We start from the raw sequence: 24,739 nt of genomic DNA on the forward strand, positions 1-24,739 counted from the left end.
GACTTTTCTTCTGTCTCAAAGAAAACCCCTCTTCATCCCGAAGAGGGGTCAATAGTTAGCGAACGTTGGCGCAGGTCAGGCAAAACGCATAGCGGTTTTGCGGATCGTTGAATGCGGCCAGCTTATCGCTTTCGGCTTTTACTGCACTGGCCGCAGAGGCCAGCGGTGGCGGGAGCATAGCCTGAATGGCGTCAGGCAGCATGGCACGAACGGAGCCAGACATGCTGTCCATCACCATATCAACGAATGTTGGTTCGTCCTGATAATACTCAATGTGCCACTGTTTCAGTTTGCCAAGCTCAGCCGCTTTCGCGACGGCGTCGTCAAAATCACCGAGGCTGTCAACCAGACCGTTGGCTTTCGCATCCTGACCGGTCCAGACGTGGCCCTGCGCGATTTTGTCAATCTGCTCAGGCGTTGTCTTACGCGCATCCGCAACCAGCGTGATAAAGCGTTTGTAGCCGTTCTCAATGCTCAGTTGCATCATCTGCTGCACTTCCGGCGGTAACGCTTTGGTGATGGAGATATCCGCCAGTGGGGACGTTGCAACACCGTCAGTATGCACGCCAATTGAATCCAGGCTGTTTTCTATCGTGTTGATAACACCAAAGATGCCGATGGAGCCGGTCAGGGTGCTGGGGTTTGCCACGATGTAGCTGGCAGGCGTAGAGATCCAGTACCCACCAGAGGCCGCCATGCCGCCCATGGAAACGACAACCGGTTTGCCCGCCGCTTTTGCCGCTGCCAGCTCAGAACGGATTACTTCCGAGGCGCTGACGCTGCCGCCAGGGCTGTTAACGCGCAGAACAATGGCTTTCACTTTCGGATCAAGACGCGCTTCGCGGATCTGTGCGGCAGTGGTGTCGCCGCCCACATTCCCAGGGGTTTCTTCACCGTCCATAATCGCGCCATTGGCGAAGATAACGCCAATGCTGTCGCCGGTATCAGCCGGGGTTTTCAGCGTGTAATCGTAGTAGCTGACAGAGCGGTAGTTTTTATCCGCTTTACTCCAGCCAAACTGTTTGGTCAGCATTTTTTCGACTTCAGCGCTGGAGGCGAGTGCATCCACCAGTTTGTTGTCGAGCGCATATTTCGCGGTATCACCATCGACTCTCGTCAATCCGTCAAGCATCGCCTGCGCGCCCGGGAACACCTGCTGCGCAGGGATTTGGCGGTTGGCGGCGACCGTGTCGAGATAGTTCTGCCACAGCTCGCCTATCCAGCGGCTGTCGGCTTCACGCGCGGCAGGAGACATATCATCGCGGATAAACGGTTCTACGGCAGACTTATAGGTACCGACGCGGAACACGTGCGTGGAAACTTTCAGCTTGTCGAGCAGGGATTTGTAGTACAGACCGTTAGTGGCAAAGCCGTGCAGATCAACGGAACCCTGCGGAGAAAGATAAATTTTATTGGCGAAACTGGCGAGGTAGTACTGCCCCTGGCTGAAGTTATCGCCTACGGCGAAGACCGGTTTGCCGCTGTCGCGGAATTCCCGCAGCGCTTTACCGATATACTGCATGGAAGGCTGGTCGGCCCCGGCAAAATTTTTCAGATCCATCACGATGCCGGTGATGTTGCGATCATCTTTTGCCTGGCGAATAGTATTCACGATATCGAACAGGGAGTTTTCCTGCAGGCGATCGGAACTGGCGCCAAACAGTTGACGACCAATAACGCTTAAGCGACTGGTGCTCGATGGCTTATCGACAATCACCCCCGAGATATCCAGCAACAGTGCGCCTCGCTCAGCATGTTCGCTGGTACTGCTGCTACTGACCTGCATCCAGATACCCACGCCAACCAGCACCAAAAAGATGAAGAACAGGTTAAGCACAAATTCACGGACGAAATTGAGTAATCGCCATGTCCATTTAAAAAATCCGGCAATAAATCGCCACAGGGTTCGCATGTATTCTCCCTACCGATTAACAACACGCCACCCGAAATTCCGGAGAAAGGCGTTAAGATGAGGCTATCGTAATGACCCGGCAGGCACTTGTCAGCAGGAATCGCCGCCTGTGCTGTAACAAAATCCGCCCACGTGTTAATTTTGTGAACAAATATCATTGTTGGAGTTAAGCAAATGGATGCACTCGAATTACTTATCACCCGTCGTAGCGCTTCTCGTCTTGTCGAACCGGCCCCGGCCGGAGAGCAACTGCAAAACATTCTGCGGGCGGGAATGCGCGCACCGGACCACAAGTCGCTACAACCGTGGCAATTTTTTGTGATTGAAGGTGAAGGACGCGAACGCTTTAGTGCCGTGCTTGAAAAAGGCGCAATCGCCGCAGGTAGCGATGAGAAAGCTCAGGAAAAAGCGCGCAGCGCACCGTTTCGCGCGCCGCTGATTATTACCGTGGTGGCGAAATGTGAAGAAAGCGACAAGGTTCCTCTCTGGGAACAAGAAATGTCTGCCGGTTGTGCTGTGATGGCTATGCAGATGGCCGCAATTGCCCAGGGCTTTGGCGGTATCTGGCGCAGCGGCGCATTAACCGAAAGTGCGGTCGTTCGTGAAGCATTCGACTGTCGCCCGCAAGATAAAATCGTCGGTTTCCTCTATCTGGGAACGCCGCAGCTAAAAGCCTCCACGACAATTAACCTTGCCGATCCGAGCGCATTCGTCCGTTATTTCTGATATCAACGGCAAAACTGTCTGGATTATGAGCAAAGACACCCGAATTCAGACAGTCACTCTTACCACATCATGGAATGAGCGCTACCATATCCGGATTGCAATGACAGGAGATGTCCATGAGCGAGCACGCTATTCGTTTAACGCAATACAGCCACGGAGCCGGTTGCGGTTGTAAGATTTCCCCCAAAGTACTGGAAACCATCCTGCACAGTGAGCAGGCGAAGTTTGTTGATCCGAACTTACTGGTGGGTAATGAAACTCGCGACGACGCGGCGGTATACGATCTGGGGAACGGCACCAGCGTTATCAGCACCACCGATTTCTTTATGCCGATTGTCGATAATCCGTTTGATTTTGGGCGTATTGCCGCCACTAACGCCATTAGCGATATTTTCGCCATGGGTGGCAAACCGATTATGGCAATTGCTATTCTGGGCTGGCCGCTGGATAAGCTGGCGCCGGAAATCGCCCGCGAAGTCACCGAAGGTGGACGTTTTGCCTGCCGTCAGGCGGGTATCGCGCTGGCGGGTGGTCACTCTATTGACGCCCCTGAGCCTATCTTTGGCCTTGCGGTAACCGGCGTTGTGCCGACCGAACGCGTGAAGAAAAACAGCACCGCAGAGGCAGGGTGTAAGTTATTCCTGACCAAGCCTCTGGGGATTGGCGTTCTGACGACAGCAGAGAAAAAATCGCTGCTGAAGGACGAACACAAAGGACTGGCGACGGAAGTGATGTGCCAGATGAACATTGCCGGCGCGGCATTCGCCGATATCGACGGCGTGAAAGCCATGACCGACGTTACCGGTTTTGGTCTGCTGGGGCATCTGAGTGAGATGTGTCAGGGCGCAGGCGTTCAGGCGCAGATTGTCTACCAGGCTATTCCTAAGCTGCCCGGCGTTGAAGAGTACATCGCGCAGGGTGCAGTACCCGGCGGTACCCAACGTAACTTTGCCAGCTACGGACACCTGATGGGTGAAATGCCGCAATCGGTACGCGATCTGCTCTGCGATCCGCAAACCTCCGGCGGTCTGCTGCTGGCGGTAACGCCGGAAGCTGAAGCCGAAGTGAAAGCCGCAGCGGCGCAGTTCGGTATCGATCTCACCGCCATTGGTGAGTTAGTGGAAGCTCGTGGCGGTCGCGCCATGGTTGAGATTCGTTAACCCGATGCGGTTGTTTATTGCCGAAAAACCAAGTCTGGCGCGCGCCATCGCCGATGTGCTACCCAAGCCGCATCGCAAAGGTGACGGCTTTATTGAATGCGGAAATGGACAAGTGGTGACCTGGTGTATTGGTCACTTGCTTGAGCAGGCGCAACCAGACGCCTACGACAGTCGTTATGCTCGCTGGAGTTTGGTCGATCTGCCGATTGTCCCGGAAAAGTGGCAACTGCAACCGCGCCCCTCGGTGACCAAACAACTTAACGTCATTAAGCGCTTTTTGCATGAGGCCAGCGAAGTTATTCACGCCGGTGACCCCGATCGTGAAGGGCAACTGCTGGTGGATGAAGTGCTGGATTACCTGCAACTGGCGCCTGAAAAGCGCCAACAGGTGCAACGTTGCCTGATTAACGACCTCAACCCGCAGGCCGTGGAGCGGGCTATTGAGCGTCTGCGCGCCAACAGTGAGTTTATCCCGCTGTGCGTCTCGGCGCTGGCGCGTGCGCGTGCCGACTGGCTGTACGGCATCAATATGACGCGCGCTTACACCATTCTCGGACGTAACGCGGGCTATCAGGGCGTACTTTCGGTCGGGCGCGTACAAACGCCGGTGCTCGGGCTGGTTGTGCGTCGTGATGAAGAGATTGAAAACTTTGTCGCCAAAGACTTCTTTGAGGTAAAGGCGCATATCGTAACGCCCGCCGATGAGCGGTTTACCGCTATCTGGCAGCCGAGCGAAGCGTGTGAGCCGTATCAGGATGAAGAAGGGCGCTTGCTGAATCGCACGCTGGCTGAACACGTGGTAAACCGCATTAACGGTCAGCCGGCGATAGTCACCAGCTATAACGATAAACGGGAATCAGAATCCGCGCCGCTGCCTTTTTCGCTGTCGGCGTTGCAGATTGAAGCGGCGAAACGCTTTGGCTTAAGCGCACAAAACGTTCTGGATATCTGCCAGAAGCTGTATGAAACCCACAAATTGATTACCTATCCGCGTTCGGATAGCCGTTATCTGCCGGAAGAACACTTTGCCGGACGTCACGCGGTGTTGAACGCGATTAGCGTCCATGCGCCGGATCTGCTCCCGCAACCGGCGGTCAATCCCGATACGCGAAACCGCTGTTGGGACGATAAAAAAGTGGATGCACACCATGCCATCATTCCTACCGCACGCAGTGCATCCATCAACCTGAATGATAACGAAGCGAAAATCTACAACCTGATTGCCCGTCAGTATCTGATGCAATTTTGCGCGGATGCGGTATTCAGGAAGTGCGTTATTGAGCTGGACATCGCCAAAGGCAAGTTTGTTGCCAAAGCGCGTTTTCTGGCGGAGGCCGGATGGCGCACGCTGCTCGGCAATAAAGAGCGCGACGAAGATAACGACGGAACGCCGTTGCCGGTGGTGGCAAAAGATGACGAGCTGTTGTGCGAAAAAGGCGAAGTGGTTGAACGTCAGACCCAACCGCCACGACACTTTACCGATGCCACGCTGCTGTCAGCGATGACCGGGATTGCGCGATTCGTGCAGGATAAAGAACTGAAAAAGATCCTGCGCGCGACAGACGGACTGGGAACGGAAGCGACGCGCGCCGGGATTATCGAGTTGCTGTTTAAGCGCGGGTTCCTGGTGAAAAAAGGGCGTTATATCCATTCCACCGATGCCGGAAAAGCGCTATTTCACTCACTGCCTGAAATGGCGACGCGTCCGGATATGACCGCGCACTGGGAATCTGTCCTGACCCAAATCAGTGAAAAGCAGTGTCGTTATCAGGATTTCATGCAACCGCTGGTGGGAACGCTGTATCAGCTTATCGATCAGGCGCGCAGCACACCGGTACGACGCTTTCGTGGAATTGCTGCACCTGGCGGTAGTGGTGGCGATAAGAAAAAGAGTGCGCCGCGTAAACGTCCGGCGAAAAAAAGCCCGCCATCCGAAGATGCGGGCCTGTAAGTCTGTAGGCCTGGTAAGCGTAGCGCCATCAGGCTTAGCCGGATGCGGCACCCGTGCTTTATCCGGCCTACGGGTCTATAGAGACGATATTAAATCACACCCTGGCCCAGCATCGCGTCGGCAACCTTTACGAAGCCCGCGATGTTGGCGCCACGTACGTAGTTGGTCTGCTTGCTTTCGCCGCCGTATTCAACGCAGGCATGGTGAATATCCAGCATGATGTGGTGCAGGCGCGCATCCACTTTCTCCGCTTTCCAGCCCAGACGTGCGGCGTTCTGCGCCATTTCCAGACCGGATGTGGCGACGCCACCGGCGTTGGCGGCTTTACCCGGTGCGAACAGTACACCTGCCTCGAGGAACAGGTCGGTGGCTTCGATGGTGGTTGGCATGTTCGCACCTTCAGCCACGGCCTTGACGCCGTTGGCGATCAGCATTTGCGCGGCTTCCACATCGAGTTCGTTCTGCGTGGCACACGGCAGGGCGATATCGACCGGAACTGACCACGGTTGTTTGCCTTCCAGGTAGGTCAGGCCAAACTCACGGGCATAATCCGCTACGCGACCGTCGCGGCTGTCTTTGATTGCGCACAGACGCGCCAGTTTTTCTTTGGTAAATCCGCTTTCGTCAACTACGGTGCCGCTGGAATCGGAGGCGGTAACCACCCGCGCGCCAAACTCCATGGCTTTCTCAATGGCGAATTGCGCTACGTTACCGGAGCCAGAAACCGCCACGCGCATGCCTTCAAAGCCCAGACCATGGCGTTTGAGCATCGCTTCGGTGAAATACACCAGACCGTAGCCGGTCGCTTCCGGGCGGATCAGGCTGCCGCCGAAAGAAAGACCTTTACCGGTAAAGACGCAGGCGCTGTTGTTGGAGAGTTTTTTCATCATCCCGGCCATAAAGCCGACTTCACGGCCACCCACGCCTATATCGCCCGCCGGAACGTCGGTATCGGGACCTAAATGGCGGAACAGTTCGGTCATCAGCGCCTGGCAGAAACGCATGATTTCGCCTTCGCTTTTCCCTTTCGGATCGAAATCGCTCCCGCCTTTACCCCCGCCCATTGGCAGGGTGGTGAGGGCATTTTTAAACGTCTGCTCGAAGCCGAGGAATTTCAGGATCGACAGGTTCACGGACGGATGGAAACGCATACCGCCTTTGTATGGGCCAATGGCAGAGCTAAACTGCACTCGCCATGCGCGGTTGACCTGCACCTGATTGCGGTCGTCAAGCCAGACTACGCGGAACTGGATCACGCGCTCCGGTTCAACCAGACGTTCCAGCAATGACATCTGGCGATAACGCGGGTTTTGCTCGAGGAAGGGCCACAGCGTGGTCATTACCTCACGAACGGCTTGCGCGAACTCGGTCTGATTCGGGTCGCGCTTTTGCACATGGTTAAGAAATGACTCCAGAGAACATGTCTGATCCATAGATATAAGAACCTCTTATGTATTGATATGGTTATATTTTTGATATTTGTGTTAAGTGTTTTGCAGTTTTTGACTATACCACCAGCACTGTGACGAGACGCAAGAAAAAATTAATCCCGCTAAGTAAATTAATATTGCGTCGTGGGTCATAACCAAAAACGATGATCGAAGAGGCTAAAGTTTCTGCCGGTTTATACCGTTATACTGAGCATAGATGTCAGTTAAAAAGGAAAGAATATGCGCCGTTTAATCATGGCAGGTGCGTTGGTGATGTTATCCAACGGGGTACTGGCAAATCAGCTTTATCGTCCGGATGTGCAAGTGAATGTGCCGCCGGAAGTGTTTAGTTCCAGCGGCCAGCGCGCACAGCCATGTAATCAGTGCTGCATTTATCAGGATCAAAACTATTCAGAAGGGGCGGTGATTAAAGCCGATGGCGTTCTGTTGCAGTGCCAGCGTGATGATAAAACGATCAGCACAAATCCGCTGGTCTGGCGGCGCGTGAAAGGATAAACGCTTCTAACAACGGGATATCGGCAGGTGCCAGCGGATAACGCAGCGCCTCTTCGGGTGAACACCAGACGATATCCTGATGCTCATACGCCTTCAGTTCTCCCTGATATGACGGTACATGCCAGGCATGTAAGTGAATCAGTCGGCCCGAAACCTCGCGTTGATGGCTGGCAATGTAGCGCCCCACGACTGCCTCAATGCCCAACTCTTCACGCAGTTCTCGGGCCAGCGCATCTGGCTGACTTTCGCCCAGCTCAACCTTACCGCCGGCAAACTCCCACATGCCTGACTGATCCGCATGCTGCGGACGCTGAGCCAGTAAAATTTTGCCATCACGTTCAATAATAGCGGCGACCACGTCGAGGGTTTTCATTATATTCATCAAGATCTAACGACAGAAAATGACATACTATCGTTATCTTTGTTTTATCTAAAGTATTCAGGAGCAACCGTTGAACGATCCTCAGTCGTGGGTAAAACCGTTAACGCGCATCCCTTCAAGTTTAAAACCGCTCGTTGCTACGCAGAAAAAACATTATGGCGATGTGCTGCATCCCACGCGCTGGTGGGGGCGGATGCCGTTTCTGTTCTGGCTGGTGGCGCTGTTTGTCGGGTTTCTGGAGCGTAAAAAGGCGCGCTTAACGCCGGTGATGCGCGCGCTGTTGATGACCCGCGTTTCTCAGGTGTGCCACTGCGCTTTCTGTGTTGATGCTAATAGTTTACGGCTGGCTGAACGCTGTGGCGCGCTGGATAAAGTCTTACAGGTTGCCAACTGGCAAGAATCGGCGCTATTTAGCGCAGAAGAGCGAGTAGCGCTGGCCTTTGCCGATGCGGTCACTGCCACGCCTCCACAGGTTGATGCTGCGCTGAAAGCGCAGATGAAGCAGCATTTTACCGAGGACGCCATTACGGAAATGACCGCGTTGATTGCGTTTCAAAATCTCTCGGCGCGTTTTAATGCTGCTCTCGATATTCCTTCCCAGGGGCTGTGCGACAGCTTTAAAGGACGCCCGCATGCTTGATCGTCATATTCATCCGCGATTAAAACCGCTTTTGCATCGCTGCGTAAGCATTATTGATAAACCGGCGATTACCCCGGACGGGCTTACGCTGGTCGGTTTTGCCATTGGTGTGTTGGCCTTGCCATTTCTGGCGTTAGGCTGGTATCTGGCAGCGCTGGCGGCCATTGTGCTCAATCGGCTTTTTGATGGGTTGGATGGGGCGCTGGCGCGGCGCAGAGGGCTAACCGACGCAGGCGGATTTCTTGATATCTCGCTCGATTTTCTGTTTTACGCCTTAGTACCATTCGGTTTTATGCTCGCCGATCCGGCGGCTAACTCGCTGGCTGGCGGCTGGCTGCTGTTCGCCTTTATGGGAACCGGCAGCAGCTTTCTGGCCTTTGCCGCGCTGGCAGCGAAACATCAAATTGATAACCCGGGCTACGCGCATAAATCGTTTTATTATCTGGGGGGACTGACCGAAGGTACCGAGACGATTTTGCTGTTTGTGTTGGGGTGTCTGTTCCCGGAATATTTTGCCGTGATGGCGTGGGTCTTTGGCGCGCTGTGCTGGATGACGACGTTTACCCGGATCTGGAGCGGATACCTGACGCTGAAAACAGTTCAGCGCCAGGAATAATCAGAGATTACTTGCTGCTGTCCGGACCCCGTTCACCGCTGGCGACCGGGTTTTTCGGATTGCTGCTCCACTCGTACCAGCCACCATCGTAAACAGAGACGTTTTTCCAGCCCATCGCGCGGGCATACATAAACGTTTCTGAAGCGCGCCAGCCGGTACCGCAATAGAAAGAGACCTGTTGATTCGGCAGGATATTCCATTGCTTCCACATGGCGGCGATGTCATCCGCGCTGCGCATGGTGCCATCCGGGTTATGAAAATCTTCCATATGCGTGGAGTCGCTGCCTGCGTGGCCCCAACGTGCGCCTGCAATCTCACCTTTTGGCTTAATGTAGCTATAGCCGCTGGTGGTACCGACAAATTCTGGCCATGAACGAATGCTCACCAAAGACGCATCCTGGCGATGCAGCAGACCGCGAGCCTGTTCCATATCGAGCATCAACTGCGGCTGGGCAGGAATGGTCACGCCGAAATCTGGTTCTGGTTTCACCGATGGCGGAGTGCCGCGTTCGACCGGTAAGCCCGCGTCGGACCAGGTTTGCCAACCGCCGTCGAGCAGACGAACATCTTTCACGCCGGCGTACAGCATAATTTGCGCCACGCGCGCAGCGGCATAGACATCGCGGCCGTATAAAATCACCGTGGTGTCGTGGCGGATACCGTGTTTCGCCAGCATCGTTTTGAGCTGTTCGTCGGACACTTTGTTCCACAGCGGTTCGCTTTCGACTTCGTTGGTATCAATGTAGCCCGCACCAGGGATGTGGCTCAGCAGATACAACTTCGGCGCGCCCCAGGCGGCCTCAATCACTTTCCAGTCGCCCGCCGGTTTAGCAGTTACGTTTTTACCCTGCTGCAGGTCGTGCAGCCACTGCGGGTACACCAGCTGTTCGAAGTGCGGCAGACGTTGCAGGCGGGCTGGGTCCGTAAGCGCATCGCTGAGGGTGGAGATATGGTTAAAGCCCACTTTTTGCAGGCGGGCTTTGACAGCCTGTATGTCGTTATCGCTACCATACAGCGCTACTGGCGCATCAGTTTTCAACTGATGTGACTGAACCCAGGCGTTGAGTTGTTCATCATTCATCTTGTCGAGCCAGGCGGCAGACAGGTTCAGTGCGAAAGGTTCGTGTCCTGAAGGACCATTAAGCGACTGCGGCCAGCCGTTGTAAAAAGCGCTCTGACGGGTATCGATTGCCGCGCCTTGCTTTTGCTGTAACTGGTCGAGGGTGAGCGTCTGTGCTGTTTCAGCAGCCCAGGAAGAAGCGCAAGCGAGCCCTAAAGCCAGTGCCAGCGCGGTCATTTGAGAAACACGTTTCATCGAATAGCCCGACGTTGAAAAAAAGAGGACGACATTCTGTGCCGCCGGTTAAGTAAAAACCTTGCGTTAACGCAGCATATCGCCACATTCACGCCCAGTTTTCCATCTGAAGTACGCGGCCTGCTGGCGGAACGTCCTGCGCGTCATGGGTCACCTGTACCACCGGGATCCCCAACTTACGCACCTCGGTGAAGACCCATTGGCGAAAGGTGTCGCGTAGCGACGCATCCAGCCGACTAAAGGGTTCATCAAGTAACAGTGCCTGGGGCTGCGCCAGTAGCGCGCGGAGCAGGGCGACACGCGAGCGTTGTCCGCCGGAGAGCGATGCCGGATCGCGCGAATAAAAACCGGCCAGGTCAGCGCGTGCGAGAGCACTTTCCACCGCATGGCTTCTGGCGGGACCTTGCAGGCTGGCAGGTAGGGCCAGCAGTAAATTCTGCCCAACGCTGAAATGGTCAAACAACAACGCATCCTGGAACAGAATGCCAATCTGGCGCTGCGCCGTAGGCAGCGCGTCAACGCGTCGTGCGTTGAGCCACAGCTCGCCTGATGCCTGAAATTGAGGTGACAACGCCCCGACCATCCACGAAAACAGCGAAGACTTTCCACTGCCGGAGGAACCCATAATCGTGACAATGTCACTTTTATTAACCTGAAAGGTAACGTTCTTCAGCAGCGCAGTCGCACCCTGGTACAACGAAAGGTTTTGCACAATGAGCATTAGCGGAGTCCTTGTCGAAAGCGGCCAATCCACGCAGCGAGAAACGCCGTGAGTGCGAAAACTAACAGCGGTAACAGAAGCTGCCATAGCGCCTGAGTTGCCAGAATCGCAGTGCTACCGCCGCTGCTTAATGCCACCGCTTCGGTGGTCAACGTGGGAAAGCGTCCAGCGCCTAACCACAGCGTCGGCATATACAGGGCGATACTGACAGAGAATCCGACCGCGAAGGCAATCAGAGCCGGGCGAGCCAGTAGCGGGCATTTTACCTGCCAGAATATGCGGCCCCGCGTCCAGCCCAGCGTTTGCGCAATCAAAATCAATCGCGGGTCAATGCGCTGCCAGGCCGGTTTAAGCACAAATAGCATCCAGGGCATCACCCATAGCAGGTGTCCCCAGACAATGGTCCTCATCAGTCCATCCTGCCCGGCATATAACGCCAGCAAATACTGGCCGGTTACCAGCGGCAGTGCAGGCAAAATCAGCGGTAGCCAGACCCAACGGTGTCCGGTTTGCGGTCCCCATTCCAGCCAGGCAAAAAGTATCAGCAGCGCCAGCAGGCTGGAGACGAGTCCCAGTTGCAGACTATTGCCGAGCGCCTCGCTATTTAGCGATGAATAGTTGGCGAGCAGCGCCAGAACCAGTGCGCATAGCACACCGTTAAGGGGCAAAAGTTGTACTAATGAACGTTCGATTGTACAGGATGGAAAACGCAGGCGTTCACCGGTTGCCGCAGGAATGGTGTGGCGCCAGGCGCGCCATAACAGATACCCTGCCAGCGCGATGATGAAGAGCAACAGCACCAGCAACAGGCTGGCGAGCGCGCCTTTAGCCTGCTGCCCGGCATCGCCCTGACTGAGCCATTGCCAGCTCAACACGGCAAGCGTTGGCGGATTTCCGGGGCCAAGAACGATTGCCACATCCACAACGGAGAGTGACCAGGCAACAATCGCCAGCATAACTTTGCCTAATGCCGGGCCGATAGCGGGCAGTACCAGCCAGTTCAGGCATTGCAGTCGGCTGTAACCCAGCGAATCCAGCACGATAACCTGCTGCGAAAGGTGTTTTTCACTCAGTAGAGCCGAGAGGATCCATAACAAAAAAGCGCTCTCTTTCACCGCCAGCGTCACGCCAAGCCCAATGCCGTAACGGTCTGGCTGTGGGCTGAGGAACGGAAGCCATTGCCAGATTTTACCGCCTTCGGCAAAAATCAACAGCGCGCTGGTGGCGAAGGCAACATGCGGGATCGCCAGCAGCCACGGAAGACGGGTGCTTAGTCGCGCCCAGCCTGCACCGGGCCATAAAGCGAGGATCGCCAGCAGCGCGATGATTAGTGCGCCGCTGGCAGCCAGCCCTGTGGAAACCAGCGTCGCCAGTAACGCCTGCGGAAGTTGAGGGTCGGCAAAGAGAGCCAACCAATGGGTGAGGCTAAGGGCTGGCGCTATCAGAGAGAAAGCCGCTGGCGCCAGCGGCAGATAAACTGCCGCCATGATGGCCCAGAGTAGCAAAATTAATGCGTACCGTAGCGGCGTAGCCATTCTTGTTCCAGAGCGTTTACCCAGGCAGCATGCGGTTCCGGCAGAACGGCAGGGAGTCCTTGTGGGATCCGCGCCAGCAGCACATCACGCTGTTCGACAGGTAATTTTTGTGGATCAAGCACCGAAGGATCTCCCCAGACAGTTGAGTCGGCTTTACGCAGTTGTGCTTCGGGCGAAAGCAGGAAGTTTGCCACGACTTTTGCTCCGGCACTGGCGCGGGCATTCGCCGGAATGGTAACAAAGTGCACGTTGCCGAGCATGCCTTGTGAGAAACCAAAACTGTAGCTGCTTTTAGGCAATTCGCCGCTGGCTACTTTTTGCTGCGCGTGGGCAGGGTTAAAGGTCAATGACAAACGCAGGGTGCCGCTATTGAGCAGTACATCCATTCGTGCTGGCGTGGGCGGAAAATCTTTGCCTTCACGCCAAAGTACAGGGTGCAAGGTATCAAGATAATGCCACAATGGCGCGGTAACGTCGGCGAATGTCGCTGTATCAGGCGCGATTTTAAGTGCTTGTGGTTTGGTGGTGAGCGAAATTAACAACTGCTCCAGAAACGCCGTGCCGGTAAAGTCTGGCGGGCGCGGATAGGTCACCGTGCCAGGGTGCGCCTGCGCAAATTCAAGCAGTGCCTGCGGAGATTGCGGCGGCTGCGCGGTGAGATCGCGCCGGGCAATGAAGGTGAGTTGGGCACCGCCCCATGGTGATTCAGCTCCCTCCGTCGGAACGGAGAAATCTTCGGTCACCGGTTTCTGGGTATCAACATAGCGCCAGTTAGGCAGCGTTTGCGCCCACTGAGTTTGCAGCAGCCCGGCTTCTTTCAGGGTGCGGAAGTTTTCGCCGTTAACCCACAATAAATCGACAGAACCGCCGGTTTTTCGCCCGGATGCCGCTTCCGTCTGGATGCGTTTTACTGCGTCGGCGGCATCTGCCAGGCGTACGATTTTCAGGTTAATGGCGTAGTGCGTTTTCATCTCACCGCTAACCCAGTCGAGATACTGGTTAACTGCATTGTCGCCACCCCAGGCGTTGAACCACACCGTCTGACCGCGGGCATCATTTTTGATTTGCTGCCAGCCGTCGTTCTGGGCAAACGTCGCCAGCGGACAGAGCATTAAACTCAGGCACAATAAGCAGTAACGCATAGTATCTCCATGGCTAAAAATGGGGGAAGTCTCAGGTTTTTTTTCGTTGATGTTCAAGATAAAGGCTTCTCGCCACTGAAATTATTACGCTCAGAGCGAACAGGATGAACAGGCCGGTTACAAACCAAAATGTACCGCCGGTTAACAGGCTACCCGCCCATGAATAGACGATAGTAGCGGGTAACTGTCCGATGCCGGTGGCGATGAAAAAATGACGAAAACGAATCGAGGTCAGGCCTGCCGCGTAGCTTACCGGGTCGAACGGTACAAAAGGTAACAGGCGACAGACCAGAATGGTGTGCTTACCATAGCGCTCGAAAAAAGCGTCCATATTGTTCAGCACCGTTTTTCCGGTCAGCTTTTCTACCGCACCGCGACCTAAAATACGGGCAATAAAAAAGCACAGCGCCGCACCTGCCATCGCACTGCTCCAGGACAGTATGCCGCCCCAAAATGCGCCAAACAGCGAGGCGTTGGCAAAGGTGATCACAAACGCGGGAAGCGGGGCGACGATGGCCTGCAAGATCATCAGGAAGAATGAAACGATCGCCGCCTGAGGCCCCCAGGAACGAATGAAATCTTCAAGACCATGCTGATCAAGCGTGGTAAACGCAGTCAGGCTCTGCGTAAGAAAGTCTCTCACGTCGGGCAGCCATGCCCACGCTATCAACGCGACTACCAACAGGGCAATGAACCCAGCCCGGCAATACTTTCTGGTCTGCGTTTTATTCAGCGTTCTCATTTACCAGCAAGCTCTCGATTTGCAGAGGGGTCGACATGTTTGTATCGGGCCCAGGCTTTTGCCGCCTGCACGAGGGCAAACAAGGCAATGCCTGCAATACTGAGCTTACCGATAAATGCCCAACTAATTCCTTCGCTGGCGAGTTCATGCGACATCAGCGTATAGATAAAGATACCGGGTAAGGTGGTAAGTGCTGATATTACGGTAAATGACCAGAACGGAATGGCCGTCAGCCCATAGGCGTAATTTTGAATATTATAGGGGAACAGCGGCACGAGGCGGGTCAGGATCAGAAAGTCTATTCCGCTTTGGGCAATGCCTTTTTCGATAGCCTGAAACATTGTCGTGTGCCCAACGTATTTCAGGAGCAGATCCCGTCCAAGCCAGCGAGCCAGCAAAAACGACAGCGCCGAGGCCACGGTTGCTGCCACTAACGAGATAAGCGTCCCTGCCACGGGGCCAAACAGCACACCGCCGACAATCACCAGTATGCTGCCGGGTATCAGGCACAGCGCCGCAACGATAAATAGCAGAATATAAAGTGCGTAGCCGAACAGCCCGCTTTGGTGGATGACATCTTGCAAATGATGGAGATTGGTTATCAGGTCAGACAGACCAAAATAGTGGAAAACCCCAGCCAGGGCGCAGAACAGCACTGCCACAATCAGCAGTCGGTATTCTGCCTTATGCGAACTTCTTTTTCATGGGGGGTCTCCTGTAAATCCGTGGGCAATGATGCGTTTTCACCAGCGAAAAGTGCGCGCGAAGATATAGTAAAATCCCGCTCGCAACAATGTATTACCGCCGCTTTTTTGATTTTGCACAGAATATACTGACTCTCCAGGCGAGGCCCGGAGAGCGAAAAAATGCAGATAATTAGACGCGGAATTTAGCCCATACCGGCGCATGGTCGGACGGTTTTTCCATGCTGCGGATCTCATAGTCGATGCCGGTTTCTTCGCAGCGTTCCGCCAGCGGATTGCTTGCCAGCAGCAGATCAATTCGCAGGCCACGGTTATCGTCAAAACCTTTTGAGCGGTAATCAAACCACGAGAACTGGTCATTCTTTTCAGGATTTGCGTGACGATAGGTGTCCACCAGCCCCCAACCTAACAGACGTTCCATCCACTCACGTTCTTCTGGCAGGAAGGAACATTTCCCGGTACGCAGCCAGCGTTTACGGTTCTCTTCGCCAATGCCGATATCGAGATCGGTTGGGCTGATATTCATATCACCCATGATCAGCACCGGATTATCGCGTTTCAGTTCAGTCTCCAGATAGTTTTGTAAGTTCTGATAGAACGCCGCTTTCGCCGGGAATTTAGTTTCATGGTCACGGCTTTCGCCCTGTGGGAAGTAGCCGTTGATGACGGTGATGTTGCCAAGCGGAGACGGGATCTCCGCCATAATGATACGGCGTTGCGCCTCTTCGTCATCATTTGGGAAACCACGGCGCACTGCAATCGGCGTCTCTTTGGTCAACAGCGCCACACCATAATGGCCTTTCTGACCGTGATAGAAAACGTTGTAACCCAGTTTTGCTACCTCTTCGAGAGGGAACATATCGTCGTGAACTTTTGTCTCCTGTAAGCCAATCACATCCGGTTGGTGTTTTTCGACAATGGCTGCCAGTTGATGAGGACGGGCACGCAGGCCGTTGATATTAAAAGAGACAAATTTCATAGTCGCTGCCACTTTGTAAGATGAATAGTGCAAGGATGGTAGCAGAATTTCCACGAACTGACTGCTTCTTGTCACCTGATTCCAACAATGATTGCTAATGGTGTTAACGATGGAGCAAAAACTGCACCGTTTTGGCGCGAAGCGCGTCGCTATGGGGCAATAATTTCCGATAAATTTCGTATACGATCACAATTCCAGAATTATATTTGGCGACTGAATAAAATTTCGGTTTTTCCTCTAATTAGTCCCCTGTTACGCAAACATATTCACTTTATATGCACATGTAGTGAATATTGCCGTGTTGTAACCTGTTGATATTCCGTCCTCGACCTCCGTTTATGCACTTTTTTCGCTGGCTGGCACGAACCCTGCAATCTACATTTACACCGCAAACACTATATTTATTAACATATAAATAACCTTTTATTTACCGTTGAGGTCGCTATGTCTCTGTCAATTACGCGTGAAAATTTTGATGAATGGATGATGCCTGTATACGCTCCGGCCCCTTTTATTCCGGTGCGGGGTGAAGGTTCACGTCTGTGGGATCAGCAGGGTAAAGAGTATATCGATTTCGCGGGAGGCATTGCGGTTAACGCGCTGGGTCACGCCCATCCGGCATTGCGCGAGGTATTAAACGACCAGGCGAGTAAATTCTGGCATACAGGAAATGGCTACACCAACGAGCCGGTATTGCGTCTGGCGAAAAAGCTGATTGACGCCACCTTTGCCGAGCGCATTTTCTTCTGTAACTCAGGGGCAGAGGCCAACGAAGCGGCGTTAAAACTGGCGCGTAAATATGCTCACGATCGTTTTGGTAGCCAGAAGAGCGGGATTGTGGCGTTTAAAAATGCATTCCATGGCCGCACGCTGTTTACCGTCAGCGCCGGTGGTCAGCCCGCCTATTCACAGGATTTCGCGCCGCTGCCGCCGGATATCCGCCATGCCGTGTATAACGATCTCGATTCTGCCAGCCAGTTGATTGATGACACGACCTGTGCGGTCATCGTCGAGCCTGTCCAGGGCGAAGGCGGCGTGGTGCCGGCAACAAACGCGTTTTTGCAGGGGTTGCGTGAATTATGCGATCGCCATAATGCGCTGCTGATTTTTGATGAGGTTCAGACCGGGGTTGGCCGTACCGGCGAACTGTATGCCTATATGCACTATGGTGTGACGCCAGACCTGCTGACGACGGCCAAAGCGCTTGGCGGTGGTTTTCCTATTGGGGCGTTATTGACCACAGAACGTTGCAGCAGCGTGATGACCGTGGGCACTCACGGTACAACTTACGGCGGAAACCCATTAGCCACTGCCGTAGCGGGTAAGCTGCTGGAAATTGTTAACACGCCGGAAGTCCTCAATGGTGTGAAACAGCGTCATGACTGGTTTGTGGAACGTATTAACGCCATTAACGAACGTTTTGGACTGTTTAGCGAAATTCGTGGGCTTGGACTGCTGATCGGCTGCGTACTGAATGCGGAATATGCCGGGAAAGCAAAACTCATCTCGCAAGAAGCGGCCAATGCAGGGGTGATGGTACTGATTGCCGGCGCTAACGTGGTGCGTTTCGCGCCAGCGTTAAACGTCAGCCAGGAAGAGGTGGCAACCGGGCTGGATCGTTTTGCGCTGGCCTGCGAACGCATTAAAGCAGGAGGTTCATCATGATGGTGATTCGCCCCATTGAACGTGCTGATATTACCGCGTTGATGCAGCTTGCCGGTAAGACCGGCGGCGGATTGACCTCGCTACCGGCGAATGAAGCGACGCTAATGGCGCGTATCGAACGTTCGCTACAAACCTGGCGCGGTGAGTTGCCCAAAAGTGAGCAGGGATATGTGTTTGTGCTGGAAGACAGCGCCAGCGGAACTGTGGCGGGGATTTGCGCCATTGAGGTGGCGGTAGGACTTAACGATCCCTGGTACAACTATCGGGTCGGTACTCTGGTGCATGCCTCGAAAGAGTTGAATGTCTATAACGCATTGCCGACGCTGTTTCTCAGTAACGATCACACCGGAAGCAGTGAGCTTTGCACGCTGTTTCTCGATCCGGACTGGCGTAAAGAAGGTAACGGCTATTTGTTGTCGAAGTCGCGCTTTATGTTCATGGCCGCGTTTCGTGACCGTTTTAACGAAAAAGTCGTTGCAGAGATGCGGGGTGTCATTGATGAACACGGTTATTCACCGTTCTGGCAAAGCCTCGGAAAACGTTTTTTTTCAATGGAATTCAGCCGCGCAGATTTTCTCTGTGGCACCGGACAAAAAGCCTTTATTGCTGAGCTGATGCCTAAACACCCTATTTACACCCACTTCCTGTCGGAAGAAGCACAAAGCGTGATTGGCGAAGTGCATCCGCAAACGGCGCCAGCCCGTGCGGTGCTGGAGAAAGAGGGGTTTCGCTACCGTAACTATGTCGATATTTTCGACGGCGGGCCGACTCTGGAATGCGATATCGACCGGGTGCGGGCAATACGTAAAAGCAGGCTGGTGGAAGTGGCGGAAGGTCAGCCAGCAACCGGCGATTATCCGGCCTGTCTGGTGGCTAATGAAAATTACCAAAACTTCCGCGTCATGTTAGTGCGTGCCGACCCGAATACCCAACGACTGGTGCTGACGGCGGCGCAACTGGACGCCCTGAAATGTCACGCGGGTGACCATGTACGTTTTGTGCGTCTTTGTGCAGAGGAGAAAGCAGCATGACATTATGGATAAACGGCGACTGGGTAACAGGGCTCGGCGAGCGTCGGGTGAAAACCAATCCCGTCAGCGGAGATGTGCTGTGGCAGGGTAATGATGCCGATGCAACTCAGGTGGCGCAGGCGTGCCACGCAGCGCGTACGGCTTTTCCGGGCTGGGCAAGACAGTCTTTTGCCGCGCGTCAGGACATTGTCGAGAAATTCGCGACGCTGCTGGAGAGTAATAAAGCAGAACTGACGGCGATCATTGCACGGGAAACCGGCAAGCCGCGCTGGGAAGCAGCAACCGAGCTGACGGCGATGATCAATAAAATTGCCATCTCAATGAAGGCGTATCACACCCGTACCGGGGAACAGCATAACGCGCTGCCAGATGGCGCTGCGACGTTACGTCATCGTCCACACGGTGTTCTGGCCGTGTTTGGCCCGTATAACTTTCCCGGTCATTTACCTAATGGTCATATCGTTCCGGCGTTGTTGGCTGGCAATACGTTGATTTTCAAACCCAGCGAGCTGACGCCGTGGACCGGTGAAGCCGTGGCAAAGCTGTGGGCGCAGGCGGGATTACCGCCGGGCGTGCTGAACCTGGTACAGGGCGGGCGTGAAACGGGGCAGGCCCTGAGCGCGCTGGAAGACCTTGATGGTCTGCTGTTTACCGGCAGCGCCAATACCGGTTATCACCTGCATCGACAGTTATCTGGCCAGCCAGAAAAAATCCTCGCTCTCGAGATGGGAGGGAACAACCCGCTGATTATCGAGAACCCGGAAGATATTGATGCCGCCGTGCATCTGACCATTCAATCTGCGTTTGTTACCGCCGGACAGCGTTGTACCTGCGCCCGCCGCCTGTTAGTTAAAAAAGGCGCGCAGGGTGATGCCTTCCTGGCGCGTCTGGTGGAGGTCAGCCAGCGTTTAATGCCCGGTAACTGGGATGCAGAACCGCAGCCGTTTATGGGCGGGCTGATTTCCGAACAGGCCGCGCAGCACGTTTATGATGCCTGGCAGCGTCTGGCGTCTTTGGGGGGCCGTACGCTGTTAGCACCGCGTCTGGTGAAAGCCGGAACGTCACTGCTGGCTCCCGGTATCATCGAACTGACCGGAGCGGCGAACGTACCTGATGAAGAGGTTTTTGGCCCTCTGCTTGGCGTCTGGCGCTATGACAGCTTTGATGACGCGATTCGCATGGCGAACAACACTCGCTTTGGACTGTCGTGTGGGTTAGTTTCACCCGATCGCAGCCAATTTGATCAATTGCTGCTGGAGGCGCGGGCAGGGATCGTCAACTGGAATAAGCCGCTAACCGGCGCGGCAAGCACTGCACCGTTTGGTGGGATTGGTGCCTCAGGCAACCATCGCGCCAGCGCGTGGTATGCCGCAGATTATTGTGCCTGGCCGATGGCAAGTCTGGAATCACCAGCCTTAACGCTGCCAACGGCGCTTAGCCCAGGACTCGATTTTTCTCGTGAGGATAAGCGATGAAAGCCCGTGAGATTAATTTTGATGGCCTGGTGGGACTGACCCACCACTATGCTGGATTGTCATTTGGTAATGAGGCCTCAACCAAACACCGTTTTCAGGTGTCGAACCCACGTCTGGCGGCGAAACAGGGTTTGCTAAAGATGAAAGCGCTAGCGGATGCGGGATTTCCCCAGGCGGTGATCCCGCCCCATGAGCGGCCTTATATTCCGGTGCTACGGCAGTTGGGATTTAGCGGCAGTGATGAGCAGGTACTGGAAAAGGTGGCACGGCAGGCACCTCACTGGCTCTCCAGTGCCAGTTCCGCTTCGCCGATGTGGGTGGCGAATGCGGCAACGGTCTGTCCTTCGGCAGATTCGCTGGACGGAAAAGTGCATCTGACGGTCGCGAATCTGAATAACAAGTTCCACCGTTCACTGGAAGCGCCAACCACAGAAGCGTTGCTAAGCGCGATCTTCCGCGATGAGAGCCGCTTTACGGTCCATAGTGCATTGCCCCAGGTTGCGTTACTGGGTGATGAAGGCGCGGCAAACCATAACCGTCTCGGTGGTGATTACGGCGACCCCGGCATACAGGTGTTTGTCTATGGTCGTGAAGAGGGCAACGGCGCGCATCCGAAGCGTTATCCGGCGAGGCAATCCCGAGAAGCCAGCGAGGCTGTTGCGCGCCTGAATCAGGTGAACCCTAATCAGATTATCTTTGCTCAGCAAAACCCGGATGTTATCGATCTTGGTGTGTTTCATAACGATGTTATTGCGGTATCAAATCGTCAGGTGCTGTTTTGCCATGAATTGGCGTTTGCCAACCAGCAGGCTTTGTTACAGCAGTTGCATAGCCAGGTGGCGGGATTTACGGCGCTGGAAGTTCCCCTGGCTGAAGTGTCAGTGCAGGATGCCGTGGCAACATATCTGTTTAACAGCCAGCTACTCAGTCGTGATGACGGTTCAATGATGTTGGTCTTGCCGCAGGAATGCCGGGAGCATGCAGGGGTATGGCATTATTTAAACCGTCTGCTTGAAGATGACAACCCGATTGACGATCTACGGGTATTCGATCTGCGCGAAAGCATGTCCAACGGTGGTGGCCCGGCATGTCTGCGCCTTCGGGTCGTGTTAACCCCACAGGAGCAACAGGCGGTGAACCCGGCGGTTCTCATGAATGATGTGCTGTTTAACACGCTGAATAACTGGGTTGATCGTTACTATCGCGATCGTCTTACCGCGGCAGACCTTGCTGACCCGCAGTTGCTGCGCGAAGGGCGTGAAGCGCTGGATACGTTGACGCAATTACTCAACCTCGGTTCGGTGTATCCCTTCCAGCAGGAGCGTACACGCCATGGATAATTTCCTTGCGCTGACGCTTGCGGGGGGGGCGCCAGATGCCACCCGAGGGAAAGCTCACGGTTTTGACTGGCAATGGATCGGGCATGGCATGCTGGAGCTGACGCCGGTTGTTCCGGTTGAGCGTTCGCTGGTTTTGTCTGCGGGCATTCATGGTAATGAAACCGCACCAGTAGAAATACTGGATACATTGTTGGCCGGGTTGTTTAGCGGCAAGCTGCCGCTGACATGGCGGCTATTGCTGATCCTGGGCAATCCGCAGGCGTTAGCTGCGGGCAAACGCTACTGTCATAGCGATCTGAACCGTATGTTTGGCGGCCGCTGGCAGATTTTTACCGCGAGTGAAGAAACGCGCCGAGCCCATGAACTTGAGCTGTGTCTGGACGATTTTTACGCGCGGGCGCAAGAGTCAGTACGCTGGCATCTGGATCTGCATACCGCGATTCGCGGCTCACAGCATCTGCGTTTTGGCGTGCTGCCACAACGTAATGTTGCCTGGGACGAAGATTTTCTGGGATGGCTGGGAGATGCAGGACTTGAGGCGCTGGTGTTCCATCAGACGCCTGGCGGTACGTTCACCCATTTTAGCGCTGAACATTTTGGCGCGCTGGCCTGTACGCTGGAACTGGGTAAAGCGCTGCCGTTTGGACAAAACGATCTGTCCCAGTTTGCGCAGACGGCGGATGCGCTGGCGAAACTGCTGCAAGGCGAGCGAATCCCTACGGGAGAAACATCTCCGCTGCGCTATCGCGTGGTGGCGCAAATTACACGACGCAGCGACGATTTTATTCTCCATATGGATAACCAGACGCTCAACTTTACCCCCTTTAAAGAGGGGACCTTGCTGGCGCAGGATGGTGATGAACGTTTTATCGTCACCCACAACGTTGAATATGTTCTCTTTCCTAATCCAAATGTGGCCTGTGGTTTACGCGCGGGACTGATGCTGGAAAGGTTGTAAAAGATATATCCGCCCTCGGGTTAATCTCTGAGGGCTTATTATTGCGTGCTGTTTGTATTTATTACGGATTATTCCTGGTAAGCTGCTTTCTTAATAACCAGGTTTCAGGTATAGTTCTTCATAATTCTTTCAAAATCATCGTGTTGTGATTTTTTATTTCAACTCTCCGCAATTTATTCTTTTTTTCTTCATAATTGATGAAAGTTTGTTTTTTACACTTTCATTGTTTTACCGTTGCTCTGATTAATTGACGCTTAAGTCGGTAAAGTTAATCCCGTCAACACGACATCACATTGCATAAGCTTCGTATGAATGTCGTAAGAATAACTGAAAGGAAGGATAGAAATTATGCGTAAATTGACTGCTCTGTTTGTTGCCTCTACCCTGGCGCTGGGCGCTGCAAACCTGGCTCATGCTGCTGACACTACCACAGCAGCTCCGGCAGATGCCAAACCGATGATGCACCACAACGGTAAATTCGCCCCGCATCACGACATGATGTTTAAAGACCTGAACCTGACCGATGCACAGAAACAGCAGATCCGCGACATCATGAAAGGTCAGCGCGATCAGATGAAACGTCCTCCGCTGGAAGAACGCCGTGCAATGCACGATATCATCGCCAGCGATAGCTTCGATAAAGCGAAAGCTGAAGCGCAGATTGCGAAGATGGAAGAGCAGCGCAAAGCTAACATGCTGGCGCATATGGAAACGCAGAACAAAATTTACAACATTCTGACCCCGGAACAGAAAAAACAGTTTAATGCCAATTTTGAGAAGCGTCTGACAGAACGAGCAGCGCAGAAAGGTAAAATGCCACAAGCTGCCGAATAATCGGTAGGCGTCTATACTCAATCATTCATGCTGTGTCGGAGCAGATTGCCCCGGACAGCGTGAAAAAAAACTCAAGACCGCCGGCCTTGTCCACAACACGTTTAACGATGTGGGCAGGATCGGCGGTTTTTTCTTTCCTACCTATTGCACAGCGCTTGGGACAGGTTATGCTCATGAGGCCCGCGAAAATGCTACCTGGATCAGCGCGTTAAACTTTTTTGCAAAACGCCATGGTCATCGCTAAGGCAAATCAACTCTGCTGCCGATAACAACGAGCAGGGTGAATGATAACAATGATGATTTGGCTGCCTGATGACGGCATGTCGGCGCACAGTGCCTTTCTGGAGGGATGATGGAGTACTTTGATATCCGCAAAATGCCGGTTAATCTCTGGCGTAATGGTGCGGGAGAAACGCGTGAAATATGTTGTTTTCCGCCAGCAACGCGCGACTTTCACTGGCGGGCGAGTATTGCCTCCATTGCTGCGAACGGCGAATTTTCACTCTTCCCCGGAGTTGAGCGCGTTATTACACTGCTCGAAGGGGGAGAAGTCACATTGGAAGGTGCTAACACGTTACCGCATACGCTAAAACAGCATCAGCCTTTTACGTTCGCCGGTGACCGCGTGGTAAAAGCGAAGCTGACGGAAGGACAGATGTCGATGGATTTTAATATCATGACCCGTCGGGATGTTTGCCAGGCTAAAGTTCGTGTGGCTGACCGGACGTTTACGACCCTTGGTTCGCGTGGCGGCGTGGTATTTGTTATTAGCGGAGCCTGGCAACTGGGGGATAAGTTGCTGACGGCTGACCAGGGGGCGTGCTGGCATGACGGTAAGCATACGTTGCGACTGTTGGAGCGCGAGGGGAAGTTGTTGTTTAGTGAGATTAACTGGAAGCCAGGTTTTTCGCCTGATTCGGTGCAATGACGTCGTTTGGGCCGGATAAACCATTTTGTGGTTATCC

23 protein-coding genes are annotated in these 24,739 nt (G+C 54.1%); 13 read left to right on the forward strand and 10 right to left on the reverse strand.

The window, feature by feature from the left end; genetic code table 11:
- Positions 1-55: 55 nt before the first annotated feature.
- Positions 56-1,912: a signal peptide peptidase SppA gene (gene sppA, locus OGY19_RS07980; protein ID WP_115602155.1), complete on the reverse strand. Its 1,857-nt coding sequence runs from the start codon at positions 1,910-1,912 to the stop codon at positions 56-58.
- Between the two features lie 174 nt (positions 1,913-2,086).
- Between sppA and OGY19_RS07985 the strand changes: the two genes are divergently transcribed.
- The 3 genes from OGY19_RS07985 to OGY19_RS07995 all read left to right on the forward strand — a co-directional run bounded on the left by OGY19_RS07985 (position 2,087) and on the right by OGY19_RS07995 (position 5,749).
- A complete protein-coding gene (locus OGY19_RS07985; protein ID WP_061067766.1) occupies positions 2,087-2,638 on the forward strand; it encodes an NAD(P)H nitroreductase in 552 nt (183 codons plus the stop codon).
- Positions 2,639-2,754: 116 nt separating this feature from the next.
- Positions 2,755-3,798 (forward strand): selenide, water dikinase SelD, encoded by a 1,044-nt coding sequence (gene selD / locus OGY19_RS07990; protein ID WP_115602154.1) that lies wholly within the window; start codon positions 2,755-2,757, stop codon positions 3,796-3,798.
- A gap of 4 nt (positions 3,799-3,802) precedes the next feature.
- Positions 3,803-5,749: a DNA topoisomerase III gene (locus OGY19_RS07995; protein ID WP_115602153.1), complete on the forward strand. Its 1,947-nt coding sequence runs from the start codon at positions 3,803-3,805 to the stop codon at positions 5,747-5,749.
- Positions 5,750-5,838: 89 nt separating this feature from the next.
- On the opposite strand, the gene gdhA is transcribed toward OGY19_RS07995, so the two are convergent.
- Positions 5,839-7,182 carry an NADP-specific glutamate dehydrogenase gene (gene gdhA / locus OGY19_RS08000; RefSeq protein WP_040233659.1) on the reverse strand — a complete coding sequence of 448 codons (1,344 nt, stop codon included), beginning with the start codon at positions 7,180-7,182 and terminating at the stop codon, positions 5,839-5,841.
- Positions 7,183-7,434: 252 nt separating this feature from the next.
- Between gdhA and OGY19_RS08005 the strand changes: the two genes are divergently transcribed.
- Positions 7,435-7,695 carry a YnjH family protein gene (locus OGY19_RS08005; protein WP_170973109.1) on the forward strand — a complete coding sequence of 87 codons (261 nt, stop codon included), beginning with the start codon at positions 7,435-7,437 and terminating at the stop codon, positions 7,693-7,695.
- Here OGY19_RS08005 and OGY19_RS08010 read toward each other — a convergent pair.
- Positions 7,655-8,068: a pyrimidine (deoxy)nucleoside triphosphate diphosphatase gene (locus OGY19_RS08010; RefSeq protein WP_115602151.1), complete on the reverse strand. Its 414-nt coding sequence runs from the start codon at positions 8,066-8,068 to the stop codon at positions 7,655-7,657. The genes OGY19_RS08005 and OGY19_RS08010 overlap by 41 nt on opposite strands.
- Positions 8,069-8,147: 79 nt before the next feature.
- Here OGY19_RS08010 and OGY19_RS08015 point away from each other — a divergent pair, with 79 nt between their 5' ends.
- A complete protein-coding gene (locus OGY19_RS08015) occupies positions 8,148-8,717 on the forward strand; it encodes a carboxymuconolactone decarboxylase family protein (protein ID WP_115602150.1) in 570 nt (189 codons plus the stop codon).
- Complete coding sequence (locus OGY19_RS08020; RefSeq protein ID WP_115602149.1) at positions 8,710-9,333, forward strand: CDP-alcohol phosphatidyltransferase family protein; 624 nt, start codon at positions 8,710-8,712, stop codon at positions 9,331-9,333. Before OGY19_RS08015 ends, OGY19_RS08020 begins: the two co-directional genes overlap by 8 nt.
- A gap of 7 nt (positions 9,334-9,340) precedes the next feature.
- On the opposite strand, the gene OGY19_RS08025 is transcribed toward OGY19_RS08020, so the two are convergent.
- From OGY19_RS08025 to xthA, 7 genes are all read right to left on the reverse strand, one after another.
- Positions 9,341-10,648, reverse strand: coding sequence for a sulfurtransferase (locus OGY19_RS08025; protein WP_115602148.1), 1,308 nt, complete (start codon positions 10,646-10,648; stop codon positions 9,341-9,343).
- Positions 10,649-10,736: 88 nt separating this feature from the next.
- On the reverse strand, positions 10,737-11,369 hold the full coding sequence (locus OGY19_RS08030) for an ATP-binding cassette domain-containing protein (protein WP_115602147.1): 633 nt from the start codon (positions 11,367-11,369) through the stop codon (positions 10,737-10,739).
- Positions 11,369-12,904 (reverse strand): ABC transporter permease family protein, encoded by a 1,536-nt coding sequence (locus tag OGY19_RS08035; protein WP_115602146.1) that lies wholly within the window; start codon positions 12,902-12,904, stop codon positions 11,369-11,371. Before OGY19_RS08035 ends, OGY19_RS08030 begins: the two co-directional genes overlap by 1 nt.
- Positions 12,877-14,046 (reverse strand): ABC transporter substrate-binding protein, encoded by a 1,170-nt coding sequence (locus OGY19_RS08040; RefSeq protein ID WP_115602145.1) that lies wholly within the window; start codon positions 14,044-14,046, stop codon positions 12,877-12,879. The genes OGY19_RS08035 and OGY19_RS08040 overlap by 28 nt, the downstream gene beginning before the upstream one ends.
- Before the next feature lie 31 nt (positions 14,047-14,077).
- On the reverse strand, positions 14,078-14,788 hold the full coding sequence (locus tag OGY19_RS08045; RefSeq protein WP_115602144.1) for a TVP38/TMEM64 family protein: 711 nt from the start codon (positions 14,786-14,788) through the stop codon (positions 14,078-14,080).
- The gene (locus OGY19_RS08050; protein WP_186336751.1) at positions 14,785-15,441 is read right to left on the reverse strand and encodes a TVP38/TMEM64 family protein; all 657 of its coding nucleotides are present in this window, start codon (positions 15,439-15,441) and stop codon (positions 14,785-14,787) included. Before OGY19_RS08050 ends, OGY19_RS08045 begins: the two co-directional genes overlap by 4 nt.
- A 223-nt stretch (positions 15,442-15,664) precedes the next feature.
- Complete coding sequence (gene xthA / locus OGY19_RS08055) at positions 15,665-16,471, reverse strand: exodeoxyribonuclease III (RefSeq protein WP_101741723.1); 807 nt, start codon at positions 16,469-16,471, stop codon at positions 15,665-15,667.
- Between the two features lie 444 nt (positions 16,472-16,915).
- Between xthA and astC the strand changes: the two genes are divergently transcribed.
- The 7 genes from astC to ves all read left to right on the forward strand — a co-directional run bounded on the left by astC (position 16,916) and on the right by ves (position 24,702).
- Positions 16,916-18,136, forward strand: coding sequence for a succinylornithine/acetylornithine transaminase (astC, locus tag OGY19_RS08060; RefSeq protein ID WP_048211893.1), 1,221 nt, complete (start codon positions 16,916-16,918; stop codon positions 18,134-18,136).
- Positions 18,133-19,167: an arginine N-succinyltransferase gene (gene astA, locus OGY19_RS08065; protein ID WP_101741722.1), complete on the forward strand. Its 1,035-nt coding sequence runs from the start codon at positions 18,133-18,135 to the stop codon at positions 19,165-19,167. The genes astC and astA overlap by 4 nt, the downstream gene beginning before the upstream one ends.
- Positions 19,164-20,642 (forward strand): succinylglutamate-semialdehyde dehydrogenase, encoded by a 1,479-nt coding sequence (astD, locus tag OGY19_RS08070; RefSeq protein ID WP_115602143.1) that lies wholly within the window; start codon positions 19,164-19,166, stop codon positions 20,640-20,642. Before astA ends, astD begins: the two co-directional genes overlap by 4 nt.
- Complete coding sequence (gene astB, locus OGY19_RS08075; RefSeq protein WP_061067776.1) at positions 20,639-21,982, forward strand: N-succinylarginine dihydrolase; 1,344 nt, start codon at positions 20,639-20,641, stop codon at positions 21,980-21,982. The genes astD and astB overlap by 4 nt, the downstream gene beginning before the upstream one ends.
- Entirely contained in the window at positions 21,975-22,940 is a 966-nt protein-coding gene (gene astE, locus OGY19_RS08080; RefSeq protein WP_115602142.1) for a succinylglutamate desuccinylase, read from the forward strand. Before astB ends, astE begins: the two co-directional genes overlap by 8 nt.
- Positions 22,941-23,288: 348 nt before the next feature.
- Positions 23,289-23,774, forward strand: coding sequence for an ATP-independent periplasmic protein-refolding chaperone Spy (gene spy, locus OGY19_RS08085; RefSeq protein WP_115602141.1), 486 nt, complete (start codon positions 23,289-23,291; stop codon positions 23,772-23,774).
- 352 nt (positions 23,775-24,126) lie between these two features.
- Positions 24,127-24,702, forward strand: a complete 576-nt coding sequence (gene ves / locus OGY19_RS08090) for an environmental stress-induced protein Ves (protein WP_286596332.1) — start codon at positions 24,127-24,129, stop codon at positions 24,700-24,702.
- Positions 24,703-24,739 lie beyond the last annotated feature (37 nt).

It is taken from the genome of Citrobacter sp. Cy070 (genome assembly GCF_030332245.1).
GTDB lineage: Bacteria > Pseudomonadota > Gammaproteobacteria > Enterobacterales > Enterobacteriaceae > Citrobacter > Citrobacter youngae.